The organism is Stenotrophomonas sp. EMP41 (assembly GCF_047495535.1).
Taxonomy (GTDB): domain Bacteria; phylum Pseudomonadota; class Gammaproteobacteria; order Xanthomonadales; family Xanthomonadaceae; genus Stenotrophomonas; species Stenotrophomonas sepilia.
Genome location: NZ_CP179923.1, coordinates 46,149 through 60,440 on the forward strand (window position 1 = coordinate 46,149; position 14,292 = coordinate 60,440).

At 65.4% G+C, this 14,292-nt stretch carries 14 protein-coding genes; 11 read left to right on the forward strand and 3 right to left on the reverse strand.

The window, feature by feature from the left end:
• Positions 1–20: 20 nt before the first annotated feature.
• The 7 genes from ACMGRF_RS00210 (at position 21) to ACMGRF_RS00240 (ending at position 8,819) form a co-directional block, all read left to right on the forward strand.
• Positions 21–3,368 carry an XVIPCD domain-containing protein gene (locus tag ACMGRF_RS00210; RefSeq protein ID WP_414485529.1) on the forward strand — a complete coding sequence of 1,116 codons (3,348 nt, stop codon included), beginning with the start codon at positions 21–23 and terminating at the stop codon, positions 3,366–3,368.
• Positions 3,369–3,583: 215 nt separating this feature from the next.
• Complete coding sequence (locus tag ACMGRF_RS00215) at positions 3,584–4,051, forward strand: hypothetical protein (RefSeq protein ID WP_134709787.1); 468 nt, start codon at positions 3,584–3,586, stop codon at positions 4,049–4,051.
• A 144-nt stretch (positions 4,052–4,195) separates the two neighbouring features.
• Positions 4,196–5,122 carry an XVIPCD domain-containing protein gene (locus ACMGRF_RS00220; protein ID WP_049412290.1) on the forward strand — a complete coding sequence of 309 codons (927 nt, stop codon included), beginning with the start codon at positions 4,196–4,198 and terminating at the stop codon, positions 5,120–5,122.
• Complete coding sequence (locus ACMGRF_RS00225) at positions 5,119–5,754, forward strand: hypothetical protein (protein WP_414485530.1); 636 nt, start codon at positions 5,119–5,121, stop codon at positions 5,752–5,754. The genes ACMGRF_RS00220 and ACMGRF_RS00225 overlap by 4 nt, the downstream gene beginning before the upstream one ends.
• Positions 5,755–5,756: 2 nt before the next feature.
• On the forward strand, positions 5,757–6,770 hold the full coding sequence (locus ACMGRF_RS00230) for an XVIPCD domain-containing protein (RefSeq protein ID WP_414485531.1): 1,014 nt from the start codon (positions 5,757–5,759) through the stop codon (positions 6,768–6,770).
• Between the two features lie 186 nt (positions 6,771–6,956).
• Complete coding sequence (locus ACMGRF_RS00235; protein ID WP_414485532.1) at positions 6,957–8,102, forward strand: YncE family protein; 1,146 nt, start codon at positions 6,957–6,959, stop codon at positions 8,100–8,102.
• 144 nt (positions 8,103–8,246) lie between these two features.
• The gene (locus tag ACMGRF_RS00240; protein ID WP_180880382.1) at positions 8,247–8,819 is read left to right on the forward strand and encodes a hypothetical protein; all 573 of its coding nucleotides are present in this window, start codon (positions 8,247–8,249) and stop codon (positions 8,817–8,819) included.
• Positions 8,820–8,860: 41 nt separating this feature from the next.
• Here the strand turns inward: ACMGRF_RS00240 and ACMGRF_RS00245 are convergent, their stop codons facing one another.
• On the reverse strand, positions 8,861–9,277 hold the full coding sequence (locus tag ACMGRF_RS00245) for an XVIPCD domain-containing protein (RefSeq protein WP_069118105.1): 417 nt from the start codon (positions 9,275–9,277) through the stop codon (positions 8,861–8,863).
• 75 nt (positions 9,278–9,352) lie between these two features.
• On the reverse strand, positions 9,353–9,832 hold the full coding sequence (locus ACMGRF_RS00250) for a nuclear transport factor 2 family protein (RefSeq protein ID WP_049406946.1): 480 nt from the start codon (positions 9,830–9,832) through the stop codon (positions 9,353–9,355).
• A 221-nt stretch (positions 9,833–10,053) separates the two neighbouring features.
• Between ACMGRF_RS00250 and ACMGRF_RS00255 the strand changes: the two genes are divergently transcribed.
• Both ACMGRF_RS00255 and ACMGRF_RS00260 read left to right on the forward strand, forming a co-directional pair.
• Positions 10,054–10,866, forward strand: a complete 813-nt coding sequence (locus ACMGRF_RS00255; RefSeq protein ID WP_180880387.1) for an alpha/beta fold hydrolase — start codon at positions 10,054–10,056, stop codon at positions 10,864–10,866.
• A 9-nt stretch (positions 10,867–10,875) separates the two neighbouring features.
• The gene (locus ACMGRF_RS00260; protein ID WP_005415066.1) at positions 10,876–11,049 is read left to right on the forward strand and encodes a hypothetical protein; all 174 of its coding nucleotides are present in this window, start codon (positions 10,876–10,878) and stop codon (positions 11,047–11,049) included.
• A gap of 48 nt (positions 11,050–11,097) precedes the next feature.
• On the opposite strand, the gene ACMGRF_RS00265 is transcribed toward ACMGRF_RS00260, so the two are convergent.
• Positions 11,098–12,360, reverse strand: a complete 1,263-nt coding sequence (locus ACMGRF_RS00265; RefSeq protein ID WP_180880389.1) for a hypothetical protein — start codon at positions 12,358–12,360, stop codon at positions 11,098–11,100.
• 253 nt (positions 12,361–12,613) lie between these two features.
• Here ACMGRF_RS00265 and ACMGRF_RS00270 point away from each other — a divergent pair, with 253 nt between their 5' ends.
• Entirely contained in the window at positions 12,614–13,258 is a 645-nt protein-coding gene (locus ACMGRF_RS00270) for a hypothetical protein (RefSeq protein WP_099486404.1), read from the forward strand.
• A gap of 64 nt (positions 13,259–13,322) precedes the next feature.
• Complete coding sequence (locus ACMGRF_RS00275; protein ID WP_414485534.1) at positions 13,323–14,291, forward strand: polysaccharide deacetylase family protein; 969 nt, start codon at positions 13,323–13,325, stop codon at positions 14,289–14,291.
• The last annotated feature ends 1 nt before the right edge of the window (position 14,292 follow it).

Genomic DNA, 14,292 nt, shown 5'->3' on the forward strand with positions numbered 1-14,292 from the left:
AGCAGGAAGGAGCCTGATCGATGCCTCGCAACGGACCTGACTTTCAAGACCATCACGCGATCGAGCAGCGTACGCTAGCGCGTAGCCCACTGCTCAGGATGCTCGCCGACTCCGGTCATTTTGATATCCACGCCCCGGAGAATCGGATCTTTCTCCCGGCTGATCCGGCGTTTGCTCAAACGCTGGGAATCACTCCGCACAGTGGTGGCCCTATCGCCGACTATCAGATCGGCCTCCTGCAACGTTTGCGTCGCTTGGAGCAGACGTCCGACGGAGTGGCCGCGTTCAACGGAGACGCTGCGGCACAGGCGCGGATTTCCGGGCGGGTAGAGGCACTGCGCGACACGGTACGGGTCGGCCTGATCAATGGTGATCTCTACACCAACGCTCCCTATGGTCTGAAGCCTGACGATATTCGGCCGCAAGTTCAGAGCTTCTTCTTCAACGAAGCCCGTTATGGCCAGTTAAACGCCCCCCAGCTTCAACAGCTTAGGAGCTTCACGCCGATCGATAGCGGCTGGGCGGGTGTTACCCATTCGGAGCATCGTGTAGTGGCCACGCTCCGGCACGTTCAGTCATCTCCCAATCCCCTAACACGTGGAGGTGGAGCGGAGTTGCAGCGTCAAGGCCTTTCGGAGGCAATCTCCAGCGCCTACCACGGTGGCAGGCTGAGCATATCCTCAGAGGGAGTCTTGGTAGTCGAGAATGCTCTGGGTAAGGAAGCGGCAGACCCATTGCGCATCCCGCAAGGTCAGCGAGGATTTGCAACTTCCAGCATCCTCCTCGGCGAAGCCTCCACCAGCCAACTGATCCGCTCCGGCGGCCTGCTCGCCTCCGGCGCCGACGCCGTCATCACCGCCCGTCGCACCTCGCAGTTGCTGGAAGAGGGCAACGGCACCGCCGCCCAATCCGAGCTCACCCACGCTCTGGCACGCAACGGCGGTGGCTGGATCGGTGGCATGGCCACGGCGTCGGTGATCGGCACGTCCAGCTTCGTCCCTGCGGCCATCGTCGCGGGCGATGCGCTGCTGATGAGCAAGGCGTTCGACAAGGGCGCCGATCTGCTCGACAACCGCGCCGTTTACCGGCAGACCGACAAGGCCGGCGTCACGTGGCAGTTCGATGGCCTCAACTGGCAGCGCCAGGCGGTTATCGACAGCACAGGCGACGGCCTGGGCAATCCGGTTGAGCGCAGTGTGGGCGCCAGTTACGAGAAGGCCCGCGAGCTGGGCGCATATGCCCATGTAAAAGCGGTAGAGCTGGCGCTGGGCAAGGCACCGCCGCCGCAGGATCCTTTCAGCATTCCGGCGAAGGACGGCGAGGGCCGTCTGGACAATCCCAACTGGCACCGCGATGCGCAGACCGAACAGTGGACGCGGCAGGTCAAGATTGGTGTGTCCGGTGCCAACGACCGGGGTGTGTATGAGACGCAGACCGCCAGCCCCGAACGCGCCAACGAGTTGAATCGTGAGGCGGTGCAGCGCATCGAGGACAACATCGCCAACGGCAAGGCCGCCATTGCCGCCAGCTATCTGGAGACCTACGCCGCTACCCGTGCCAGCGACTTCGTGCGGCTGGTGCCGGAGGCGGTGGAGCAGGCCCGTGCCAGACCCGACGCCATCCAGGGCTCGGACAACCAGCTTTACCAGCGCGATGAAGTAGGGCAATGGCACCACGCTGGCCAGATCGCGCAGGGGAACATGGCGCTGGAGTTGGAGCTGACCCGCACCATCCAGCAGCCGTCGCTCGATCAGTTCCACCAGACCATTGCCGCATTGGACGCGCGGCCATTGCCGTCTGCGGCGGAAGTGAACCAGAACGAGCTGCGCCACAGCTACTACGCTGCGGGCGTTGCGCTGACCCCAGCGTGGGAGCAGGCGATTGCCCTGGCCACGGCGCGCACGCGCGAGCAGCACGGCATCACGGGTCCCACGCTGCAGGAACTGGGGCCTGTAGCCGAGGGTAACGCGGGCGCGTCCCGGCCCATCACCCATTACCAGGTAGGCCAGGATGGCGTGGCGCGCGCCGTCGCGACCACCAGCACGCAGGAGCTGCAGGCCGCATGGAATGAGGTGCGGGCGCGTGCCAATGAGCAGGCGCCGGTGCCGGAATCACCCGAGCTGCGCATTGCTGCACTGTCGGCGGCTGAGCAGGAGGCGTACCGGCAGGCACTGCAGGAGGCAAATCGGCTGGGTGCTGCGCAGGTAGACGCGGGACAGGCTGCACGAGCAGCCGCGCAGGTGGCACATGGCGACAAGCCATCCGAGCAGGATGGGAACGTGGAAGTGCGGCCCGAAGAGCCGGCGACTGCGCAGTCCATCGCGCCTGCGACGGTTGCGGCAGCGTCGCCAGCGATAACGGTCGCACCACCACCTAAGCCCGCGCCACAGGACAAGCCCGCGCCTCAGCGGAACGCCGAGCAGCGCGATCCGCCGCGGCGTGAGGCGGAGCCGCAACCTCAGCCCCATCCAAACAGCGAGGCGCCTACCGAAAACCGTATCGCCTCACAGACGCCGGAGCCCGCTGGGCCGATGCAGGCACAACCGGCCGCACCTGAGCGCGCGACGCCACACGCTGACACGCCTCTGGCAGCGGCAACGCAGACCATGCCCACGCAGCGCACAGAGCAGGCATCGGAGCCGGAACGGATGGCCCCGGTGCCTGCGGCTGCTCCCACTCCAAAGCAGGACATGGCAGTGCAGGAGGTGGAACCGGTGCCCTTCAAGGAGCCGCTGCCTGCTGAGCCTTCGCGCGATCCATGGCCTTTGGAGCAGGAAGCGCCACAACACGTGCCAGAGCCCGAACCGGCTCCGTTGGGTGACCACCAGCCCGTCACTGCGGCTGTCACTGTTCCTGCCGAGCCCACGACAGCGCCAGGCCCTGAACCGACCGCGCCCGCACCGGATGAGGCATCGGGCCCGAACCGGACGCTGCAGGACCCCACGCAGCCTGGTCACCCCGACCATGCGCTGTATCAGCAGATCCGCGAGGGTGTGGAAGCGCTGGACGCCAAGCACGGCCGCAGCTTCGATGAAGTCAGCGAACGCATGACGGCCAGCCTTCTGGTACTGGCCAAGGACAACGACCTGGACCGGGTGGACCATGTTCTAGTGAGCAACGCCACGCGTGAACACCCGGCTGGGCACACGCTGTTCGTGGTGCAGGGCGAGCCAAGCAATCCGGCGCATCAGCGCGCTGCGATGCCGACCGAGCTGGCGGCGCAGACATCGGTGGAGGAGTCACTGCAGCAGTTCGATGCGGTCAGCCGTGAAGCGCATCAGCGTGCGCTTGCCAATCAGATGGACCAGCAGCTGGAAGACCAGCGGGTGCAGCACGACATCCAGATTCGTGCGGCCAGCGGGGGGTGATCAACGTATGAGCTGCACTGGGCGACCTGCGAAAAGGACCGAAGATGAAGCCACATGGAAAGCGCCGGATATGCATGCTCGCGGGACTGCTCGTTCTTCTGGCTACGGCGTGCCGACCCGAGGCGGCTCGCGACGCAGGCTCGATAGCAGAGGCCCATCGTCCGGATCTGGTGCCGCTTGTGCGAGCGATGCCGACTACCGCAATGGATGCACCATTGACGGTCGAGTTCGATGTGGCTGCTCCCAGTAAAAATTCCTCTCCAACGCTCATGATCGGTATTCGCGTTGACCGCACGGATAACACCGCGGCGTTTGGGGCACTGGCCGATGTTCGGGCGTCCGGGTTCCAAGCGAAGGTTTCCATGCAGCGCCTGGAATCGAGTGGATGGACGGACGTGCCGTTGCTCCGGCTGGAATCGATCATCGGGGAACCTGCCCGGACGATTCCCATCCCCGCCGATGGTCGAGTAACCAGCGCGTGGCTGGACGATGCTGACGTACTGGCGCTGCAGAATGCTGGGCTGGAACGACTCGGTGATACCTACGCACAGTTGGCCTTCGCATGGGCACGCAATCCCTCGCCGGGCCGATACCGGGTTGAAGTGCAACTGCATTCGCCTCTGACGCAGCTTGATCCGTATCACCCCGAACTGCTGATTGCCTACCTGCGCAGGCCCAAGTAGCGAAGCAGTCAGCTTCTTGGATTGCTGGCTGGTTCACACATTCAGCATGCCAGTCGTGGCCCCAACTTTGTCCTCCACCTGCCCCCCATCCCACCTATGCCATCATCCGCCCAGGACCGCAGCACCCATCAAGGCTGAACAGGCATGGAGCAGGCAACACGCTACACCGTAACCCTTTATCTGGCCGCCCCCGGCACCCCGCTGAAGAGTGGGGGCACCTCGCCGCGCGGCCATATGTACCTGCAGGTGGCAGCAGGCGACGAGGCCCACAGCTACGGCTTCGCACCGCCGCGCTACACGCCGGGCGAAGCCCCCACGGGTGCGCAGTACGCGCAGGTGCGCCACGACGACGCCGACGAGCATCTGGACCCGTACTACAGCCGCACTTTGGAAATCACCGAGGAGCATTACGGCTGCCTGCGTGATTTCGCTGAGGAACCGGCCGAGTTCGAATTCGATGTGGATCGCCCGGCCACCGTCAACCGTTGCAGCGATTTCGTCTGGGCGGCGCTGCACTATGCCGGCCTGCATCCGCTGCCGGCGCCGCTGGACGGCGGCAGCAACCTGGGCGAGTTCGCGGTGCTGTTCAACCTGCCGGAAATCCAGTGCATCGCCGCGCCGTTCCCGGGCAGCGATCTGAATGCCGAAACCCACCACGCGATGCCCGAGCGCGAGGCCGAGCATCATCGCCAGGGCGACCGCGCCAGCGATGAGCCGCCGCCGACGCCGATTGAAGTGGCCGGCACGCTGCTGGACCCCTCGCATCCCGACCATCGCCTTTTCTCGCAGCTGATCCAGAAGGTAGCGGAGCTGGACGCCGCGCATGGCCGCCCGTTCGATGCCGCCAGCCAGCGCATCAGCGCCAGCCTGCTGGTGCTGGCCAAGCAGAACAATCTCTCGCGCGTGGACCACGTGCTGCTCAGCCGGCCAACCCAGAACAGCCATGCCGCCGAAAGCATCTTCATCGTGCAGGGCGACCGCAACGACCCGGGGCACCGGCGCGCCAGCATCGCCACCGAGGTGGCGGCCAAGACCGATGTAGCTGATTCGCTGCGGTTGAAGGAGCAATGACGCGGTCACTGCGGCGGGGGCTGGTGGTATTGGCGGTGCTTGGCGCGCTGGCGGCATGCCGTGCGTCACCGGCGCCAGAGGTCGCGCCGCCCCTGCTGACGCGTGCACAGGCCGAGGCCCGCACGGTTGTGCCGTTCACGCGGGCCGTGCAGTTGCAGAAGGCCGGTCGGATTGCCGAGGTCACGTTTGATTTGCCGGCACCCCAGAAGCCGGCCATTCCGACCCTGAACATCGGGCTGCGGCTGCAGGATACCGACGCCCGACGGCTGCTGGATGCCTCGGAGAAGATCACGCTGGGACGGCTGCCAACGCGGCTGCACCTGGAGCGTATTGATGGCAGTGCACCTGGTCCTGTGCAGCTCTGGCAGCGTACTCGCGATGGACGCGATTCTCAGAAAATCGGGGAGGATGGCGTAGTCACAGCCCTGACGACGGGGAGCGTGGACATCAACAGCTTGGCCGAGGCCGGGTTGTACTCTGAAGACGTGCTCTATCGCACGCTGCAGTTGGCGCAGGTCGGAGGCATTACACCCGGGCGCTACGTTCTGCGGGTGGACCTTGTGGAGGATCGACCCCAGCTGGATGGCCTGAACGCAGAACTGATCGTTGGCTACCAATCACTAGGAAAGTAGACATGCACAAGGACGATGCCGAACGCTACAGCGTGACCATCCATCTGGCGGCCCCCGGCACGCCGCGCTACGGCCGTGATGCCGAGGGAAACAGGTTTCTGCTGGAGCCCTCGTTCGCGGGGCACATGTTCCTGTCGCTGCGCCGTTCGGGTGAACCCTTGCCGGAGAGCATTGGTTTCACCCACGCAGGCACCAAGGACGAGCCGAACAGGGGCAAGGTCGATGACATGGACGTGTCGGTCTACGACAAGCCCCGCTTCGAGCGCACGATCGAGATCAGCAAGGAGCAGTACGACCGCATCCTCGAGTTCTCGGCTGATCCGAAGAAGCACGGCTTCGACATGAACTACGACTTCTTCTCCAACGCCTGCACCGATTTCGCGTGGGGTGCCCTGAACCACGCAGGGCTGCGCCCGGTGGGGCTGGCCGGGGAGATCACCAACTACGAGGGCGCTACCAGGGTCCTGGACAACATCCGCGCCGTCAATGCCATTCCGCAGCAGGTGAAGGGCAGCGAGCTGGACAGGGTGCAGTGGAACCCGATGCCGAAGCAGACCTTCCGCGAGTGGATGTTCACCGAGAACGGCGAGCAGTGGCGCGGCAACAGCAGCCTCGCGGCAAGCGGCACGCCCGCAGACCCGGCGCACGAGGATCATGCCCGCCTCAACCAGATCCACCAGCAGGTGGCCGACCTCGGCGCTTTCGGTGCACGCAACGGAAATGTCAGTGCCAGCCTGCTCGCGCTGTCGAAGGAGCAGCAGTTCTCGCGCGTGGACGAAGTGGTGCTGGGCGAGCCGCGCGGTGATACCGCGCCGAAGCTGTTCATCGTGCAGGGGGACCGCAATGACCCGGCACACCAGCGCGCCAGCGTGCCGGCGGAGCTGGCAGCGCAGGCACCGGTAGAGACCTCGTTCGAAAGGGTGGCGCAGTTGCAGCAGAACCCGCCGCAGCGCGATGTGCAGCACCTGCAGGAAGAGCAGCAACTGCAACAGAGCCACGGCCCACGGATGGCATAGCCGGCGGACGCGGTTCCAAAGTCGAACGTCTACCACGCCTGCGCAGACGCACGCCACGCCCCCCACCTGCTACCATTCCCCCGCAACCCCAGCCAGCCCACCCCGCGCAGACAGATGCGGGGCGGGCCGTCGCCGTACGGCCCAGCGAGCCAGGACACCTTCCCGTGCCCATTCAAGGACGCTCGCATGTTCCGTACTCCTCTCTTCCGCTCGGCCGCCCTGGCCCTTGCTGTATCGCTCAGCCTCGGCGTGCCTTCGGCGTTCGCCGATAACGCGCCCGCCGCCAGCGCCACCACCGCCGTACAGCGCCAGGCCGTGGCCAAGGGACTGTACGAGCTGGCCTACAGCCCGAAGCAGAACGCCGTGTTCGTGGCCTCCTCCGGCGGTTTCGGCGATGACGCCGGCCCGGCCCAGGTGCTGCGCCTGAATCCGGCCACGCTGGCCGTGGAAACCCGCATCCCGCTGGAGCGCAAAGCCTTCGGCGTGGTGCTGGATGACGCCCACAACCGCCTGTACGTGGGCAACACGGTGGACCTGTCGGTGACCGTGGTCGACACCGCGCAGAACAAGGCCGTCGGCACCATCCAGCTGATGGAGAAGAAGACCGGCAAGGACGGCAAGGCTGCTTACACCCATGACCTGCGCGAGCTGGTGGTCGACAGCGCGGCCAACCGCCTGTACGTGACCGGCCACAGCAGCCAGCCGGACGTGAGCAGCGTGCTGTTCGTGATCGATACGAACACGCTGAAGGTGATCAACACCATCGACGGCCTGGGCAATGCCAAGGCGCCGGGCCTGGCGCTGGATGCGGCCAACAAGCGCGTCTACACCAGCAACCTGCTGGCCGACCTGGTGGTGGTGGGCACCGATTCGAACAAGGTGGTGGCGCAGCACAGGATCGCCGCCGAGCAGCCGATGAACATCGCGCTGGACCCGGCCGGCAAGCGCCTGTTCGTGACCGACCAGGGCTCGGAATTCCTGCGTGGCTACCAGGCCAAGAGCAGCGGCCTGGTCAGCAAGCATCCGGGCCAGCGCGTGCTGGTGCTGGACCGCAGTACCGGCAGGGAACTGGCCAGCATCCCGACCGATGCCGGCCCCCTGGGTATCCTGCTGGATGCACCGCGCAAGCGCCTGTACGTGACCAACCGCGAAGCCGGTACGGTTACCGCGTACAACAGTGACAGCTACCAGAAGGTGGCGACCTACAAGGTGCCGACCCACCCGAACAGCCTGGCGCTGGATGCGAAGAACAACGTGCTGTTCGTGAGCATCAAGAACGGCGAGAAGGATGACAAGGGCGCTGACGAGAGCGTGGCGCGCATCCAGCTGTAAGGCGCTGACGCAAGGCCCCGCGCCGTCGCGCGTCGCATGAAGAAGGCAGGGTGCAGACCCTGCCTTTTTCTTTGCTTGGTTGCAGTGCCCAGCACCAGCCCGCTAGGGTTGAAGCCCATGGCAGGGAGCCAAAGGATCTGAATCATGCTGGGTATCCACCGCTGGCTGCGCGCCGGCCTGATCTTCACGCTGGTGGGTGCACTCGGCGCCTGCAGCCGCATACCGGATGCACCGGAGCCGCTGGATCTGGTCAAGCCGATCAACCTTGCCGAGCCAGGCCAGACGGTGCGGTTCGAGTTCAAGACGAATCCCCGCAGTTTCTATCCGGGTCGACCCTACGTGCTGGATCTTGAGGTGCAGCGACATGGCCCCGGGCCTGACAGTGGGCCTGACATGGACAATGTTCATGTTCCCTTCCAGCTGTCCCTGCAGCGCTGGGTCGCAGGTGCCTGGCAGGACGTTGCAACGTCTGATGTCCATCAGGCAAGGGCGCGCAGTCTGGGTCAGCCGCTACCCGAATGGCATGAGTCGGCAGACTGGCGCTACGCGCATCAGGTATCGACGGACGCCAGCCGATACAGGTTGAACATCGTCACCCTGCCGATGGAAACCGATGCCCGCTACCGCCTCGATGTGCGCACGGTGCAGCCCACCCTCTTGCTCCAGCATTACCCGGCACAGCTGCGGGTCCACGCGGACCCTCTGTCGGGAAAATGATCAGAGGCTTGCGCCGCTCCGCCAACAACGCTGGAGGCGGCTCAGCCCAGACGGTGTGCCGGGTTCTGCTGCTGCTCCTGCTCACGGGTCTGCTGTTCGGGCACTAACCCCACGGCCGGCTGCTGCGGGGCCAACCCCAATTTCTGCATCGACTGCTCCACCGGCGTCTGTACCGCCACGGCCGTCGGCATCATCGCGCGCAGGTGCGCCGGATTGGCCGGGTCGCCTTGCACCACGAAGACGTTGTGCCCGGCCGGGTGCTGGGCCGTGGCGTTGCTGACCAGCACGTGGTCGACCTGCTGCAGGCCCTGCTCGCGGGCGAGTACGGTCAGGCTGGCGGTCAGGCGCTCGCTGGTCTGGTCGAACGCACGGCCATGCTGGGCATCCAGAGCGGACACGCCCTGGCGGACCTGCTGATGGAGGCCATAGTCGGGGTGGTTGGGGGTGAGTTCTGCCATGGCGATCGAACGGTAGCGGTGGGTCGGGGTCAAACCCGCCAGTATAGATCCGGCCGGTGAAGGGCGCCGGAGAGGTCAGTCCGCCGGCCGGTGGTCATAGCTGATCACCCGTTCGGCCAGCCAGTGCCCGTCCACGCGGCGCCAGACCTGGATGAAACGGGCCTGGCCGACCCAGTGCTCCACGCCGTCCTTGCCGCGCTCGTGGAAGCGGTGGTCGCCGATTTCCAGCGCCCGCTCGTCGTGCAGCGGGAATACCTGCAGCGAGGAGTCCACCAGCTCGCGCCGCAGGCGCCAGCCGCCCTTGCGCGCGTTGTCGCACAGGTTGGCTACGCTGCGGCGGAAATCCTCGCGGTTGCTGGCCGATTTGCCGTCCTTGTCATGGAAGAACTCCATGTCTTCGGTGGTCATCGCGGCGGCCTTGTCGGCGTCGCAGGCCTCGAAGGCCATGGCGAATAGTTGGGTATCGGCCTGGCGGATCTGCTCGCGCAGGTCATCAGGCGGCGCTGGCGCGGCAACCAGGCCGGCGGCCAGCAGGGGCAGGGTGAGCAGCAGCATAGCAAGACTCCCGGGGATGGTCTGCGCAGGCTGCCATGCCGATGACCGCGGCGGTACGGCCCTGCGACGAAACCGCCTGGGCGCGGTGCGAAGGCCGGCCAGGCCGGTGCGGCTTCGCGTGGCGGCATGTGCAGGCGATGTCATGAGGGGGCGCGATTCCCTCACGGCTGCCACAGGGCGCGGCCGCTAGCCTGCACTCCTCCCCTTCCACAGGAGCGCCCATGCCTGCTTCCCGCATCCGCCTGCATGTTGAAGATACCGGTGGCGACGGCCGCCCGGTGATCCTGATCCACGGCTGGCCGTTGTCCGCCGATGCCTGGAAGACCCAGGTGGCGATCCTGCGCGACGCCCAGTATCGGGTCATCAGTTACGACCGGCGCGGCTTTGGCCGCTCTGACAAGCCGGCCGACGGCTATGACTACGACACGCTGGCGGCGGACCTGGCGGGGGTGATCGAGGAACGTGACCTGCGCGATGTCACCCTGGTCGGTTTCTCGATGGGCGGCGGCGAGGTGGCGCGCTACGTGGCCAACCACGGCCAGGATCGCCTGCACAGTGTGGTGTTCGCTGCGGCGGTGCCGCCGTTCCTGCTGCGCAGTGACGACAACCCGGAGGGGCCGCTGACCCAGGACAAGGCCGATGAAATGCGCAGCGGATTGGAGAAGGATCGCGAGGCGTTCTTCGACGGCTTCACCCGCGACTTCTTCAGCGCCAATGGCCAGTTGATGGTGACCGAAGAAACGCGCCAAGCGGCGATCGCGCTGTGCCATCAATCCGACCAGACGGCGGCACTGGGCTGCATGCACGCGTTTGCCACCACTGATTTCCGGGATGACCTGAAGAAGATCACGGTGCCGACGCTGATCCTGCACGGTGACAGCGATGCCATCGTGCCGTTCGAGGGCTCCGGCCAGCGTACCCACAAGGCCATCAAAGGCAGCGAGGTGGTGATCCTGGAAGGCGCGCCACATGGCTGCAACACCAGCCACGCCGACCGCTTCAATCTGGCCCTGCTGAACTTCCTGAAGCGCTAAGCTGCGGCCATGCGCCAGACCAGAACACCCCCGTGGAAGAAGCCCAACCCCAAGGGCCAGACGTCGCAACCGCTGTCGGATGCGCAGAAGGCGGCGGCACGGCAACGTGCCGAGGAGAACGGGCGACGCTATCCCAACCTGGTCGACAACATGTGGGCGGCGAAGCTGCCGCGTGGGTCGTGAGCGTTGTTGCCGAGCATGGCCCGGCGACAGGCCTATTTCAGTTCTATATTAACTTTGAGTCTGTGCTTTATCTGCCGTCAGTGGGCGCTGACTTGAGTCGCTAGCCTCTTCCGGCGTAGCGACTGCTGCCGAGCAAGCACGAGTTGCAACTCGGGGAAGTGCCGATCGCCGCTGGGAGCTGCCACTCCATGCCGCAGGCCGGAAGCCAGCAAAATCCTCCCGGCGGATGGGGACGCTGCGCATCTCCGTCGGCCTATCGGCGATCCGACAGCCAATCAGGACCTCCGCGCCAATCCTTGAGATCACACTTACCGGCCCTGCGCTGTAAAGGCCGTTGTCGTACGTCGTGACCCGGCATTGGTCGATGATGCCGGCCTCCCGGAGGACGCCGCATCCTCTGGCGGAGAGGATGACGGTTTGGCCTTCCATGCGGCCCAGCTTGAGTGCGGCAAAGCTGAGATCGGCGATATGGTTGAAGGCACCCAGCCCCAAGAGCAGGCTGATCGCGACTACGGTGAGGCCTCCGACGCGGTTCCACGTCTTCTTTCGGCCTGCCTGATAGATCACCCAGTTGATGATGGGCACCAGCAGAAGCAGTGCTGAAATGCCCAGTGGCTTGATCTGCGCCTCCGGCGGAGCCAGAAATTCGTAGAGCAACGTTGCGGTCGGAATCACGACCGCGTAGATGGACCACGCGGCAATGGTGAGAATCATTGTCCATGAGAGCCCGCAGTGGCTGAGGAAGCGTCGCCCCTTCAGGGTCTGGGCACTTGCCAGCAGAACCGCCGCCAGCACCAGCGCGACCACGACGTAGACAACTTCGAATACCAGATGGTCCGACAGGCCGAACAGAAGCACTGCGTGGGTCAGGAACGCGAGCAGGAAGCCTGCACAGATGGCCAGCAGCGAGAGCGCCCAGACGTACCTCCTGCGTTTGGTCAACGACTGAACTGGTAGTGACGAGCCGCAGCAACCGCACTCGCTCATTACGGCTATCCGGCGTGTTGCGTACTGACGCCGGAGCTCGGGACGCTGAGGTCTACGGATGACCCTGGCCTGGCTCAGCAGATGGAATGCATAGCCCGGGAGGAATAGCGGGACCAAGAAATAAACCGCACCGATCACGCTGACGGCCAGCATGGAGGCACCGACGACACCGAGGTCGGTAATCGCTAGTTGCGGCACGTAGTTCATTCTCACGAACTGAAGGATGAGAAGCAAAAGGCTGCCTATGCCTACGACCCAGCCGTGCTTCCTGATGAGCTTGAGTATGAATCCAATGGTCTTTGCGGGTGATTCCGACGTGCTCATCGGGAAGTCCTTTTCGGTATTGATGCCGTGGGTACCTGCTGCCGCGCTTGCAGCTCCACCGAAACATCGGCCCAAAGCAGGGCATCTTTAGCGGAAGGGTCATGGCATCGTCCGTGAAGAAGCGTTCCGCGCCCTCCGTAGCATCGCTTACGGTCGGCGCTGCTACGCTGCGATAGGCATCGTTGTCGCATCCGCCAGCCGACAGGCACGGGGGGCTTGGTTAGGATGGCTCTTTGCTGTCATGGATGGACCGATGAGCGCCGCCACTTCCCGAATCCGCCGCATCTGTGGGCAGGGGCCGATCCTGTTGATGCTCCAGTGGGTCGCGCTGCTGTCTGTGGTACTGGCTGCCGGCTTCTTCCATTACCGCGTGGAGCTGTTGCTGGAGCCGGTGACGGCGGCCTGTGGGGGCCCGGACGCCCAAGCGCGATTGCAGGTTGCCGAACAAGTGATGGCGCGTGCGGGCGCACTGGATGACTGGCAGCCCCTGGGCTGGATTCCATGGGTAGGCGTGGTGCTGGCGTTGCTGGGGGCCATGGCGGTATGCGCAAGCCGTGCCCTGTGGCTGCGCGATCGGCTGCGCACGGCGAACGTGGCGCTTATGGTGCTGCACGGTGGCGCACTGGCTTTGGCCGGATGGGTGCTGCACCTGTACGAGAATGCGTGGAGCAATGTGGCGCGGCTGTCACCCACGGCGTGCCTGGTGGAGCTGGTGTCGGAGGGCGATGTACCGCTGGAGCAGGCGCAGCGCGTGGTGTTCCACATCCTGACGCGGGTGAACGCGCCACTGCTGCGCAATCCGGATGATCTGGCGCTGGTGTTGACGGTGCTGTTGTTGGCCGCGATGGCCGGCGGCGTTGCCCTGTGGCGTGCGATCGCGCGGGCCCGGGCGGGCTGAGCACGCTCGGCGGCGCGCGGCAATCGCGCTACAGTCGATGCCTCGCCACTCCAGGGAAGACCCGATGCGCTTGTTGCTGCGTGCGTTGCCGTTGTTGCTGTGTTCGCTGGCGGTACATGCCGCCGAGGTGGACCGCCGTATCGCGGTGACCATCGATGACCTGCCATGGGCACGACTTGACCAGATTGCGCCGCCGGACCTGCAGGCGCGGCATGAGGCGTTGATGGCCCAGCTGCACCAGGCAGGCGTGCCGGTGGTCGGCTTCGTCAATGAGAACAAGCTTGAGGTGGATGGACAGGTGCAGCCGGCGCGGGTGCAGATGCTGCGCGACTGGCGCGATGCGGGCTATGTGCTGGGCAACCACACCTACTCGCACATGGATCTCAATGCGAAGGGCGTGGCGGCGTTCCAGCAGGATTTCCTGCGCGGCGAGACGGTGCTGCGGCCGCTGCTGGCTGAGCAGGGGCAGGCGCCGCGGTGGATGCGCCACCCCTATCTGCGCGCCGGGCGCACCGCGGATGAGCGCGTGCAGATGGATGCGTTCTTCAGGCAGCATGGCTACCGCGTGGCGCCGGTGACGGTGGACAACGGCGAGTGGGTGTGGGCGTTCGCCTATGCCAACGTGATGAACGAGCAGGCGGATTCGCCTGCACGCGAAGCGACGCTGGCGCAGCTGCGCAAGGGCTACGTGCCGTACATGCTGAACAAGCTGGACTATTACGAGAAACAGTCGCAGGCGCTGCTGGGGTACGCGCTGCCGCAGGTGTGGCTGATGCACGCCAATGAGCTCAACGCGGCCACCTTCGCCGAACTGGTCGCGGCCACGAAGCGCCGCGGCTATCGCTTCATTTCGCTGGACGAGGCGATGCGTGACCCGGCCTACGCGCGGGGTGCCGAGGGCTACAACGGCCGCTATGGCCCGAGCTGGCTGCACCGCTGGGCGATGGCGGAGAACAAGCCGAAGGACTTCTACGCCGGCGAGCCCGAGGTGCCGGCGTGGGTGATGAAGCTGGCCAAGGTCGATTCGGAGTAAG

Coding starts and splice junctions, on each gene's coding strand:
- ACMGRF_RS00225 (WP_414485530.1), top strand. CDS start 5,119: ATGACGCGGTCACTGCGGCGGGGGCTGGTGGTATTGGCGGTGCTTGGC.
- ACMGRF_RS00265 (WP_180880389.1), bottom strand. CDS start 12,360: ATGAGCACGTCGGAATCACCCGCAAAGACCATTGGATTCATACTCAAG.
- ACMGRF_RS00275 (WP_414485534.1), top strand. CDS start 13,323: ATGCGCTTGTTGCTGCGTGCGTTGCCGTTGTTGCTGTGTTCGCTGGCG.
- ACMGRF_RS00210 (WP_414485529.1), top strand. CDS start 21: ATGCCTCGCAACGGACCTGACTTTCAAGACCATCACGCGATCGAGCAG.
- ACMGRF_RS00250 (WP_049406946.1), bottom strand. CDS start 9,832: ATGCTGCTGCTCACCCTGCCCCTGCTGGCCGCCGGCCTGGTTGCCGCG.
- ACMGRF_RS00255 (WP_180880387.1), top strand. CDS start 10,054: ATGCCTGCTTCCCGCATCCGCCTGCATGTTGAAGATACCGGTGGCGAC.
- ACMGRF_RS00270 (WP_099486404.1), top strand. CDS start 12,614: ATGAGCGCCGCCACTTCCCGAATCCGCCGCATCTGTGGGCAGGGGCCG.
- ACMGRF_RS00260 (WP_005415066.1), top strand. CDS start 10,876: ATGCGCCAGACCAGAACACCCCCGTGGAAGAAGCCCAACCCCAAGGGC.
- ACMGRF_RS00245 (WP_069118105.1), bottom strand. CDS start 9,277: ATGGCAGAACTCACCCCCAACCACCCCGACTATGGCCTCCATCAGCAG.
- ACMGRF_RS00240 (WP_180880382.1), top strand. CDS start 8,247: ATGCTGGGTATCCACCGCTGGCTGCGCGCCGGCCTGATCTTCACGCTG.
- ACMGRF_RS00220 (WP_049412290.1), top strand. CDS start 4,196: ATGGAGCAGGCAACACGCTACACCGTAACCCTTTATCTGGCCGCCCCC.
- ACMGRF_RS00235 (WP_414485532.1), top strand. CDS start 6,957: ATGTTCCGTACTCCTCTCTTCCGCTCGGCCGCCCTGGCCCTTGCTGTA.
- ACMGRF_RS00230 (WP_414485531.1), top strand. CDS start 5,757: ATGCACAAGGACGATGCCGAACGCTACAGCGTGACCATCCATCTGGCG.